Origin of the sequence: Pedobacter alpinus (assembly GCF_042684645.1) — a bacterium.
GTDB classification, from domain to species: domain Bacteria; phylum Bacteroidota; class Bacteroidia; order Sphingobacteriales; family Sphingobacteriaceae; genus Pseudopedobacter; species Pseudopedobacter alpinus.
Genome location: NZ_JBHULV010000008.1, coordinates 635,014 through 646,855, shown reverse-complemented (window position 1 = coordinate 646,855; position 11,842 = coordinate 635,014). Strand labels below are relative to the sequence as shown.

Below are 11,842 nucleotides of genomic sequence, written 5' to 3'. Positions count from 1 at the left end.
ATTTTAAAACAAATTTAATATAATGGGCATCGCCATAGTACTCGGTTTATTGTTACTTGCAATTATCTTATTTGCATCAGAGATTGTACCTGTTGATGTGGTAACAGTATTTATTTTAGTAGCACTCTGTCTAACTGGTATAATTACACCAAAAGAAGCTTTTGAGGGGTTCTCAAGTGATTTTATAATTATTTTGGCCTCCATTTTTATAATGGTTGGTGCTTTAAAGAAAACAGGGGTTATAGATAATTTTATTTCCCGTTTAGTTAATATTAAAAAGAAACCACCTCAAGTTATTTTATTTTTTGTGATGATGGTTTCGGCGCTAACATCAGGTTTTATGAATAATACAACCATAACTGCTTTAATGTTAAACCCCACCATTGGTCTATCAAAAATATCAGGTATTGCACCATCAAAAATGTTAATGCCTTTGGCTTTTGCTTCAATTTTAGGTGGTACGTGTACATTAATTGGTACTTCAACAAATGTTGCTGTAAGTGGATATATTGCTACACAGGGTTTACCCAGAATAGGGATGTTTGACTTTTTACCCATTGGTTTAGTTTTATTAGGAGTTGGGATTTTATACATGATGACTATTGGCCAGAAATTACTACCCGTAAACTCTAAAGAAACGTTAGAAGAAGATTATGCGGTACGTAAATATTTAAGCGAAGTTGTAATTTTAGAAGATTCTGCTTTAGTTGGACAAAAGGTTAATGAATCTGATTTTGCTAAACAGGGTTTTACAATTGTTTCTGTTATTAGAGATAAATACAATTTTATACCCACAAGGTTTACAAAGCTACAAGCAAAAGATATTCTTTTAATAAAAGGAAATGTGGATGATTTATTGAAAATTAAAGACTTAAAAGGTGTAGAAATTAAAGCCGATTTATTAAACTTAGAAGGCGAGGGAACTGATTTACATTTGGCAGAATTGATGGTTGTTGGTGGGTCTGACACTTTAAAAAATACGGTAGAAAATATAAATTTTAGAACTCGCTACGGTTTAGGAATATTAGCCATACACCGTAAAGGAAAAACAATTAGAGAAAAAATTGGAAAAATTAGGCTACAAGTTGGCGATTTAATTTTAGTACAAGGTGAAAAAGAAAGTATAGATTTAATACGGTCAAGAGAAAATGACTTTATTATTTTAGAAGATTATAAACCAAACTTAAATTTAAAAAGAAAAGGATTATTCACATTAATCTTCTTTGTGCTTTCTATTTTATTGGGCACAACAGGCATCATGCCTTTGTCAATTGGTTTTTTAATTGGCGCTTTATTAACCGTGGCTTTTAGATGTATAAATGCCGACGAAGTTTATGATGATATTGATTGGCGTTTATTGGTGTTAATAGGTGGAATGAGTGCGTTTGGAATTGCTATGACAAAAACCGGGGCAGATAAATGTGTTGCTGAATATGTAGTAACCATATTTGAACCTTTAGGGAATTATGGAATTTTAGCGGGTTTTATATTTTTAACAGTTCTATTAACTCAACCTTTAAGTAACGCAGCGGCCGCTTTAGTAGTTTTGCCAATTGGCTTACAAACTGCCACTCAATTAGGAGTTAATCCGCTAACTTTCGCTATTGCAATTATGCTGTCTGCATCGGTATCCATGCTTACCCCTTTTGAGCCTTCTTGTATTTTAGTTTACGGACCAGGAAAATACAAGTTTTTTGATTTTGTTAAAGTAGGAGGAATTTTAACATTTATTTTGATGGGGATTTTGGTTTTGATAATTCCTGTTTTTTATCCTTTTAAAGTTTAAATAAAAAAGGCTGCTTCTCGCAAGCAGCCAATTTACACACCCAGAATTCACAAAACTATTTGTTCTATAGTTTAAGGTTTTATAAATTATGACGGATACTATTTTTATACAAGTACTTTATAAACCCTAATATTATTTTAACAAAACTTATAATAGAATGTGTCATTATGTTATACCCTACTAGATTGTTTACAAATGAAATAAATTTTGACTCCGAATTTTAAATAATTTTGTGAAACCGTTGGTTTATTTCATGAAACGCTTGTTTCATTTCACAAAGCTTTGTTTTAAAAGGTTATTTTATAGAAAAAAAAGAAGATTATTAAAGCCCTAATTGCTTTATAAAATATTTTATAAAACTAAGAATCCAAAAGCTCTTAATTGTTGTACTTGTTTACTGTACCAAAACAGTTCAAAATCTTCAAACTGTTTTTCAAAATCTGTTTTTAAATATCCAAATGTTAGGCTTTCGCCCGATGCAATATTAAGTTTATACAAAATACCTGCAAACCACTCTCCTTTCTGTTGGTCTAAATTAATTTCTAAACTCTCCTGTTTAAAGTGAAAAATCAATTTTAACAAATTCCAAGTTTGTCCTTTTTTAGATTTTGTGTAAACACTTTTTAATGGCTTTACACCTAACCAAATTATTTTCGCACTGCTTTTTGTACTAAAGCTTGGGGAAACTGTTAAAGCTTGTTTAATAAAGTCTCTATTAATAGTAGTACGTGGAATTTTAAAATCGAACCAGTTTTGCAAAGGAAATTCAAAGCAAATGCCATGCATATAGTTAAATAAAGATTTTTTTAGCCCAAAGCTAAATTGATCATGATTAACGCCTGTTTTATCTATAAACTCTATATCATTGTGTGCAAAAGCTATCTTTTTTTGTGTAGGGATAATTCCAAATGCTTGGGGGTTTAAACCTACAGGACTATGTGCAGTTAAAGCAAACTGATGCCAAAACCCAGATTGTAAAACGCCAATTTCAAAAAGTTGACGAACCATTTCTAAGCTATCAACTGTTTCTTGTACAGTTTGTGTAGGGTAGCCATACATTAAGTAAGCATGCACCATAATTCCTGCTTCTGTAAAATGATGGGTTACTTGTGCAACTTGCTCTACAGTTACGCCTTTCTCAATTAACTTCAATAATCTGTCAGACGCTACTTCAAGTCCACCTGAAACTGCAATACAACCCGATGCTTTTAAAAGCAAACATAGGTCTTGTGTAAAGCTTTTTTCAAACCTGATATTTGTCCACCAAGTAACAACTAATTTTCTTTTAATAATTTCTATGGCTAACTCACGCATTAGAGCAGGCGGCGCAGCTTCATCAACAAAATGGAAACCTTTTTCGCCTGTTTGCGTTATCATTTGCTCCATCCTATCCACTAAAATACTGGCTGCAATTGGCTCGTAATTTTTAATATAATCTAAAGAAATATCGCAAAAAGTACATTTGCCCCAGTAGCAACCATGTGCCATGGTTAGTTTATTCCACCTGCCATCACTCCATAAACTATGCATTGGGTTAGCCAATTCAATTACAGAGATATACTTTTCTAATAACAAATCAGAATAATCTGGAGTTCCTAAATCGGCTTGTTTATAATCTTGTCTTAAAGAAAAATTATTGTAAAAAACGGCTCCATTTTCAAGCAATAAAGTTCTTTTGTACGCATTATAATTTGGGTTTTTCTCTGTTAAGTTTATGATGTTTGAATGTAAAATTTCAACCGGTAGTTCACCATCATCTAAAGTAATAAAATCAAAAAACTCAAATACTTTAACTTCTTTTAAGCTTCTTAATTCGGTGTTTGGGAAACCACCTCCCATACTTACTTTTACATTGGGATAGTTTTTTTTAATGTATTGAGCACACCTAAAAGCACTGTATAAATTCCCCGGAAATGGCACAGAAATACAAACCAATTTTGGTTGAACTGCTTTTAATTTCTCGGCTAATATGGAAATAGTAATTTCATCTATATAAGTAGGCTTTTGTTGTAAAAACCCATATAATTCATCAAACTGATTGGCACTTCTACCTAAGCGCTCTGCATAACGGCTAAAACCAAAGTTTTCATCAACTGCTTCCTTTATAAAATCAGATAAATCTTCTAGGTATAATGTTGCTAAATGCTTGGCTTTGTCTTGCAAACCCATGTTTCCAAATGCCCACTCTAAATCATCTAAAGCATCAAATCTGGCCGCTTGCGGCAAAAAATCATCAGTGCAAATTTGACGAGCAAATGTTTGGTTTTTGCCTTGTAGAAATAAAATTACAGCATCAATAGTACCAATATAAAACTCTTTTAAAGCATAAATACGTTGGCTATTATCTGTTAAACTAACTTCTTTATTTTTTACAAACTCAAATATATTTTCTAAACCTTGTTTACTAAAAAGTTCTAAAATAACTTCAATGCCCAAATCCATTTGGTGCGCACTAATGTTTTTGGTATTTAAAAATCCTTTTAAATAAGCCGTAGCTGGGTATGGCGTATTTAATTGAGTAAATGGTGGTGTTATTAAAAGTATATCTTCCAAACTGCTGCAAATTTATCGAAAAAAGTTTACACAATGTTATTTGCTGTTAACCTGTATTGAAATTAAAAAGCATTAGTCTCACAACCTGCTATTTTTTTGTTTTATGGCATGAATGATGTTTGAAATTAACAAAATCGTTAATTCATTGGTGTAATCAGAGGATAATTTAATATCTATTATTGGGTTTGGCATAAACAAAATAGATTTCATACCTTAATGAAAACGTTAACCAACACATGTACAGCCTTTCAATCATTATTTTAACATTAAATACCATGTTTGCAGTTACTACTAAACTTGAAGAAAATTCTAATTATAATCATTTAATGGAGTATTCAAGATATAAGAAAATTCCTAAAATAATTGAGGAGAGTGCGCTTATTGCTCTTTCTTATTACCCAGAATTAAAAGATACTCGAATTGATTTTGTATTCAAAAAAAATATTAAACAATCTGTAATGCAAGCACAACCTAAATTTGATGTTTTACTTAACGGAAAAGGAAATAGAGCTTATCAGATAAATATTTCTTCCTTATTCAAACTAAACCATGCCGCAATACCAATTCATCAATTACCAAAAAACATAATGATTGGCTGGATTGGACATGAATTAGGGCATATTATGGACTATGAAAGTAGGGGTTTAATTGGAATGCTAAGATTTGGTTTTGGTTATATTTTTTCTGATAAATATATAAAAAAGGCAGAGCAAAAAGCAGATACTTATGCGGTTAACCATGGCCTAGGGTTTTATATTATAGAAACAAAAAGATTTATTTTAGACCACACAGATTTGCCGGAAGTTTACAAAGAAAAAATTTCTAGACTATATCTTTCTCCAGACGAAATTGTAGAGCAGGTGAGAAAATTAGAAGAACAAAGAGCTGCTAAAATTGAAGAATAATTTTATGCAGCCCTCACAATAATTTATCTCATATAATCTTGAAATTCTAAAAATTCTTCTTCCTTTAAAACTCTTGGTATTTTAGCTTGCCCACCTAAATTCTTCTTTTCCTCACTCCACTTGTAAAATTTATCCACAGTAAATATTTCTACTTCTACTCCTTTTAAAGCTTTTCCTCTCGCAACGGCGTAATTTTTATTGTTTTCTTTAAGCAACTCATCTAATTTTGAAGCAATTTCATCAAGATCATCTTTAATTTCATTTGCACCTAATAACCATTTGTGTATATAATCATCCCCTTTATGAATGGCTGATACCACAAATTCTTTAATGTCGATTTTATAAGTTTTTGCTAATTCTTCAATAGCTTTATTCATTTGGTGAACAGATAATTGGGAACCTACAACGTTTAAATAATGCTTTGTTCTTCCAGTAATTTTAATTTCTGCTAGCTGTTTATTAGTAATCATTACGGTGTCGCCAATCATGTATCTCCAAGCGCCAGAAACAGTACTAATCAGTAACACGTAATTTTCATTTTCTTGAGCATCTGCGAAGGCTAAAATTTCTGCATTATCTTTAACACAACCATTTTCATCAATGTTTTCATCTATAAAAGGTACAAACTCAAAGAAAACTCCATTATCTGTATTTAAAGCCATAAAGTTTGTATCAGGTCGTCTTTGCATCGCTAAAAAACCTTCAGATGCTAAATAAGTATCTATGTAAATGATGGGGCGAGCTAATAATTTCTCAAAACTGTGCAAATATGGTTCAAAAGCAACACCACCCGTGGTATAAACTTGTAAATTTGGCCAAATATCATGTATATTTTTAAGGTTATGATGTTTGATAATTGCCTTCAGCATCATTTCTACCCATGATGGAATTCCTGATAAACTTCCGATGTCCCATTTTGGTGCTTCTTCCACAATTCTTTGAAGTTTCTGATCCCAATCTTTTATGCTTGCAATTTCTTCACCTGGTTTGTAAAAACTTTTAAACCATACCGGAATGTTACTAGCAGATATTCCGCTAATTTCTCCCTCTTCGTGGTCATCTTTTTGTATCAATTGGGTACTACTCCCCAGCATCATAATCTGTTTTTCAAAAAAATCTCCAGGTAAATCAAAATTTTTCAAACTTAAAACTTGTTGAATGCCGGCTTTTTTAATAGAATCTAACATATCATCCGTTACCGGGATATATTTACTATTGCTAGTTGTACCACTACTTAATGCAAAATAATTTTGTCCGCCTGGCCAGGTTACATTTTGATGCCCTTTTAAAAGATAGTGCCACCAATCATTAAACATTTTATCATAATCATGCACTGGTACGTTTTTTTGAAATGCCAAAATAACTGAAGGTTCTTCTAATAATTCAGAAAATTTAAAGTGCTTTCCAAATGCTGTTAGTTTCGCTTTTTCTAGCAAAATTCTTAAAACTTTTTCTTGCTCTTCAATAGGTTTAGCATCTCCTCTAATAAAGCCAGTTACATCAATAGCTTTTTTTATAAGTTCTCCAATTACAGACATATCAATTTTTTTTAATTTCAATTTACAATAAACATACCAAGCAAAATTTTAGGCAAAAAAAAGCAGCTCAAGGATATAATGAGCTGCTTAATTATCACAGGTAAATTAATTACTTGGTTTCACCTTAACTCCTTCTTCATCAATTTTCACTTTACCATCGGCACTTTTAATCTTCATTTGCTGCTCGTCTATTTTGGTTTTTTCGTCGCCAGCTTTCATTTTCATATCGTCACCGTCAATTTTAAGTTTTGATGAGTCTGTTTTAATTTTGATTTCATCTCCATCAATCTTAATTTTCATATCATCTAACTTATATTTTCCCTCACCCTCTTTTATTAACATTCTGTTCACTACCATTCCGTTTTGATATAAAGTATCTAATGTGATAGGATCATAATAAAATTCTACTGGTATTTGTGTTTTACTGTTTACTGCAATTCCAGTAGTTGGGTCGGCAATAATTGAAACTTTTTCTCCGGTAACTAAGTTCACGTATTCACCTTCTTTTACAGATGGTTTTTCCACCTCTTCCATTCCATCATTTTCGGTAGATACGTAGGTGCTATCAGTACTATCGTCTTCAATCTTTTTGTCGTTGTTACAAGCCGTAAATATGATAGCTATCGCTGCTAAGCTTAAAAATATTTTTTTCATTATCTTAAAAATTAGTTATCGTATTTTACTTTTTTCTCACCGTCTTCAATCTTAATCTTTTTATCATCAGTTTTGATTTTCATATCATCACCATCAACTTTAATTTTCACATCATCACTTTCCATCATCTCTTCAATTTCTGTCTTAAACTTGCTTTCATCTAATTTGTAAACATCATCAGAAGTTTTAATTAATTTGTTATTTACCACTTCACCAGTTTCACCATATATTGTATCTTGAGTTTCTGTATTCACGTAAAACTCTACAGGGCTTCCGCTAATACTATCAATAGCTTGTCCTGATTCGGATTGTATGATATAGACTTTTTCACCAGTTTGCAAGTTTTTATACTTAGAATCGTTATTTGTACAAGAAACCATAACTAAAGCCGGAGACATTATTAATAATAAACCAGCTACAACATTTAATTTTTTCATAATTTTATAAGGATTGTTTTGTTATAGCTTACAATTAAAAGACCATTTTATAAAAACTGCCTTTAACCTTTAAAAATATCCATTTTCAAATCTTTAGCAATCTATTTCACCGTCCTTAAAACAAGTCATACTAAAAAAACACTTTCTTAAATTCCGTTTTAAAACAATTATGTTTTAAAAATTAAAAAATTATTAAAACTGAAATAACTAAACAAAGCAATGTAAATCAACACCTTATAAAAGAAATAAATAAATATGAGGTATATAACGTTTTTAATTTCTCAAAACCTAATAAAGTGCTAATTTTGTGAGCTTCATTAACACACAATAATGAGCGATCAGATAAAACACGAATGTGGAATAGCATTCATCAGATTATTAAAACCCTTAGAATATTACCAGGAAAAATATGGAACATCACTTTACGGTTTAAATAAGCTGTATTTGTTGATGGAAAAACAGCACAACCGCGGCCAAGATGGTGCTGGTATTGCTACCATAAAATTGGATATTAAACCCGGAAACAGATATATCAGTCGTTACCGCTCCATGGAAAAAAATGCTGTTCAAGATATTTTTTCTTACGTGATGAAAAAATTTGCGGCAGTTGAAAAACAAAATCCAGAATTACTTAATGATGCAAATTGGTTAAAAGAAAATGTAAGTTTTACTGGCGAAGTTTTGTTAGGTCATTTACGTTATGGTACTCATGGCAATAATAGTGTAGAGGCTTGTCATCCATTTTTACGTCAAAACAATTGGAAAAGCCGTAATCTTGTAATTGCTGGTAATTTTAACATGACTAATGTTGATGAACTTTTACAGCAGTTATATGATTTAGGGCAACACCCTAAAGAAAGAGCAGATACAGTTACCGTTTTAGAGAAAATAGGCCACTTTTTAGACGATGAAAATCAATTTTTGTTTGATAAGTTTAAGAGAGAAGGTTATGATAACGCAGAAATTTCGCAATTAATTGGTAACCATTTAAATGTAAACCGGATATTAAAAAAATCTGCAAAAACATGGGACGGTGGTTATACCATTGCAGGTATTTTTGGACATGGCGATGCCTTTGTTTTAAGAGACCCAGCGGGAATTAGACCAGCTTATTATTACCAAGATGATGAAATTTTTGTAGCGACATCTGAAAGACCTGCATTACAAACCGCTTTTAACATTAAAATTGGACAGGTAAAGGAAATAAAGCCTGGTCATGCTATGATTATCAAAAAAGATGGTACGGTAACGGAAGAAATTTTTAGAGAACCAGTAGAGAAAAAAGCATGTTCTTTTGAGAGAATTTACTTTTCGAGAGGAAGTGATGCCGATATTTATAAGGAACGTAAACAGTTAGGGAATTTATTAACTAACAGAATTTTAGAAAGTGTAAATCACGATATTGAAAATACTGTTTTTTCTTACATACCAAATACAGCTGAAGTTGCATTTTATGGTTTAGTGGAAGGTTTACATAGCTACACAGTTAAAACTCAAAGAGACGCTCTAGTAAATAGCCGTAATAATTTAACAGACGAAGAATTAGATCGTATTTTAAAAGTTACTCCAAGGGTAGAAAAATTAGCTATAAAGGATGTAAAAATGCGTACTTTTATTACGCAAGATGCTGAACGTAGTGATATGGTTGCCCATGTTTACGATACTACTTATGGTTTGGTAAGAAGAGATATTGATACTATTGTAGCTTTAGATGATTCTATAGTAAGGGGAACTACCTTAAAACAAAGTATTTTAAGAATATTTGACAGATTAGGGCCAGTTAAAATCATCATTGTATCATCTGCACCACAAATACGTTACCCAGATTGTTACGGAATTGATATGAGCCGGATGGGTGAGTTTGTTGCCTTTGAAGCTGCCATTACATTATTAAAAGAAAGAGGTATGGAGCAGGTAATTGCAGATGTTTACTCAAAATGTAAAGCTCAGGCAAATTTACCTAAAGAAGAAGTAATTAATCATGTAAAAGCTATTTACAGCCCTTTTAGTCCCACAGAAATATCAGCTAAAATTGCAGAAATAATAACCCCTAAAGAAATAGCGGCAAAGGTAGAAGTGATTTATCAAACTTTAGAAGGTTTACACGAGGCTTGTCCTAACCATTTAGGAGATTGGTATTTTTCTGGAAACTATCCTACTCCAGGTGGAAACAAAGTTGTAAATAGAGCATTTATGAATTGGATGGAAGGTAAAAATGCAAGAGCATATTTATAAAATAAATTAATTTTAAACAAAAAATCCCGAATGAATCGGGATTTTTTGTTTGTAGGTATTTTAATAAAAGTCTATTTTGCTACTGTTTCTTCAGTCATTAATTCTCTATTAAATTTCCGGATAATCACTCGTGTTCCTCTATCGTAACTAAAGTAATTAATAATCCAGTTCATTAAAGTAACTGCTTTGTTTCTAAAACCTACCAAAAAAAGTAGGTGTATAAACATCCAAGTTAACCAAGCAAAGAATCCTTGAAATTTCCAATATTTTAAATCTACAACTGCTTTATTTCTGCCTACTGTCGCCATTGAACCTTTATCAAAATAATCAAAATCAAGTGGCTTTTCATTATTCAAGATTCTAATTAAATTATCACCTAATTGTTTCCCTTGTTGTATGGCAACCTGGGCAACACCAGGATGCCCGGTTGGAAACTCCTTAGTTTCCATGTAGGCTAAATCACCAATAGCAAAAATATCATTGTAATTAACAATTTTATTATAGTTGGTTGTTTTAATTCTTCCTCCTCTTACTATCTCAGCTTCATCTAAACCTGGTATTAAAGCACCTTTAACACCCGCACTCCAAATTACACCTTTAGTCGTAATTTTTTCAGTGGTATTATAAGTTATCGTATCGCCATCGTAATGGTTAACCCTAGTTTTTTCCATTACAACAACACCCAAATCTTCTAAAAATTCTTTAGCTTTCGCTGATGCTTGTTCCGAAAATGGCTCTAAAACCCTTTCACTTCCTTCCAATAAGAAAATCTTCATAGTTGCGATATCCAATTCCGGATAATCGCTCACCAAAACATGATTTTTTAGTTCTGCTAAAGCACCAGCTGTCTCCACTCCTGTTGGTCCACCTCCAACAACCACAAAAGTCATCAACGCCTCTTTACGGATAGGGTCTTTCTCTATAAGAGCTTCTTCTAAATTCTGAAGAATTAAAGAACGCATATTTAAAGCTTCGGGAACCGTTTTCATTGGCATAGAAAAATGTTCAATCTCCTTTTGTCCAAAAAAATTAGTCTCAGAACCTGTAGCTAGTACCAAATAATCGTAATCGTAATCACCAATATCAGTAATTACCTTTTTTTCATTTGGCAAAATTTGCAATACATCTGCCACCCTAAAATTAAATCTTTTTTGATGTTTAAAAACTTTTCTCAACGGAAATGCAATAGAATCTGGTTCTAATCCACCAGTAGCAACTTGATACAATAAAGGCTGAAAAGTGTGGTAATTATGCCTGTCTAACATCAAAACATCTACTTCCTTATTCTTTAATTTCTTCGCTAATTGTATTCCTCCAAAACCTCCACCAATAATTAAAACTTTTGGAAATTGAGTATTTTTATTTTTCATTTCTATTTATGCTATTCAATTTCAAACTAAAATTGAGTATATTAAAACAAATCACTATTAATCTTAACAATAATCCCTTCTAATTGTTCGCTAACGCTCAATTGGCATGCCAACCTGCTGTCTATACTTACATTAGGTAAAGTGTCTAACATATTCAACTCGTTATCCTCAGCAGGCTTTAGATTTTCTAGGCCTCGTATAACTTCAATTTGACAAGTGGCACATAATGCCATACCACCGCAAGTTGCTAAAATATCATATTCTGATGCTTTAAGAACCTCCATCAAATTTAAGTTAATGCCTTCAGGCACTTCAATTAGCTTTCCAGCACCGTCTCTGTCTATTACCGTAAAATTAATCATAT

At 31.9% G+C, this 11,842-nt stretch carries 9 protein-coding genes; 3 read left to right on the top strand and 6 right to left on the bottom strand.

The features are described 5' to 3' along the window. Window positions 1-22 precede the first annotated feature (22 nt). A complete protein-coding gene (locus ACFSSE_RS04040; RefSeq protein ID WP_379041293.1) occupies window positions 23-1,786 on the top strand; it encodes an SLC13 family permease in 1,764 nt (587 codons plus the stop codon). 351 nt (window positions 1,787-2,137) lie between these two features. On the opposite strand, the gene ACFSSE_RS04035 is transcribed toward ACFSSE_RS04040, so the two are convergent. After that, the gene (locus tag ACFSSE_RS04035) at window positions 2,138-4,339 is read right to left on the bottom strand and encodes a B12-binding domain-containing radical SAM protein (RefSeq protein WP_379041292.1); all 2,202 of its coding nucleotides are present in this window, start codon (window positions 4,337-4,339) and stop codon (window positions 2,138-2,140) included. 236 nt (window positions 4,340-4,575) lie between these two features. Between ACFSSE_RS04035 and ACFSSE_RS04030 the strand changes: the two genes are divergently transcribed. After that, the gene (locus ACFSSE_RS04030) at window positions 4,576-5,244 is read left to right on the top strand and encodes a hypothetical protein (protein ID WP_379041291.1); all 669 of its coding nucleotides are present in this window, start codon (window positions 4,576-4,578) and stop codon (window positions 5,242-5,244) included. Between the two features lie 23 nt (window positions 5,245-5,267). On the opposite strand, the gene ACFSSE_RS04025 is transcribed toward ACFSSE_RS04030, so the two are convergent. The 3 genes from ACFSSE_RS04025 to ACFSSE_RS04015 form a co-directional block, all read right to left on the bottom strand. After that, window positions 5,268-6,782, bottom strand: coding sequence for a GH3 family domain-containing protein (locus ACFSSE_RS04025; protein WP_379041290.1), 1,515 nt, complete (start codon window positions 6,780-6,782; stop codon window positions 5,268-5,270). 105 nt (window positions 6,783-6,887) lie between these two features. After that, window positions 6,888-7,436, bottom strand: a complete 549-nt coding sequence (locus tag ACFSSE_RS04020) for a hypothetical protein (protein ID WP_379041289.1) — start codon at window positions 7,434-7,436, stop codon at window positions 6,888-6,890. 11 nt (window positions 7,437-7,447) lie between these two features. Beyond that, the gene (locus ACFSSE_RS04015) at window positions 7,448-7,873 is read right to left on the bottom strand and encodes a hypothetical protein (protein ID WP_379041288.1); all 426 of its coding nucleotides are present in this window, start codon (window positions 7,871-7,873) and stop codon (window positions 7,448-7,450) included. 330 nt (window positions 7,874-8,203) lie between these two features. On the opposite strand from ACFSSE_RS04015, the gene ACFSSE_RS04010 reads away from it, so the two are divergent. Further along, the gene (locus tag ACFSSE_RS04010; protein WP_379041287.1) at window positions 8,204-10,108 is read left to right on the top strand and encodes an amidophosphoribosyltransferase; all 1,905 of its coding nucleotides are present in this window, start codon (window positions 8,204-8,206) and stop codon (window positions 10,106-10,108) included. Window positions 10,109-10,179: 71 nt separating this feature from the next. Here ACFSSE_RS04010 and ACFSSE_RS04005 read toward each other — a convergent pair whose 3' ends face one another. Then, window positions 10,180-11,478, bottom strand: a complete 1,299-nt coding sequence (locus tag ACFSSE_RS04005; RefSeq protein WP_379041286.1) for an NAD(P)/FAD-dependent oxidoreductase — start codon at window positions 11,476-11,478, stop codon at window positions 10,180-10,182. Between the two features lie 41 nt (window positions 11,479-11,519). Continuing rightward, the gene (locus ACFSSE_RS04000) at window positions 11,520-11,840 is read right to left on the bottom strand and encodes a 2Fe-2S iron-sulfur cluster-binding protein (RefSeq protein WP_379041285.1); all 321 of its coding nucleotides are present in this window, start codon (window positions 11,838-11,840) and stop codon (window positions 11,520-11,522) included. Between the last annotated feature and the right edge of the window lie 2 nt (window positions 11,841-11,842).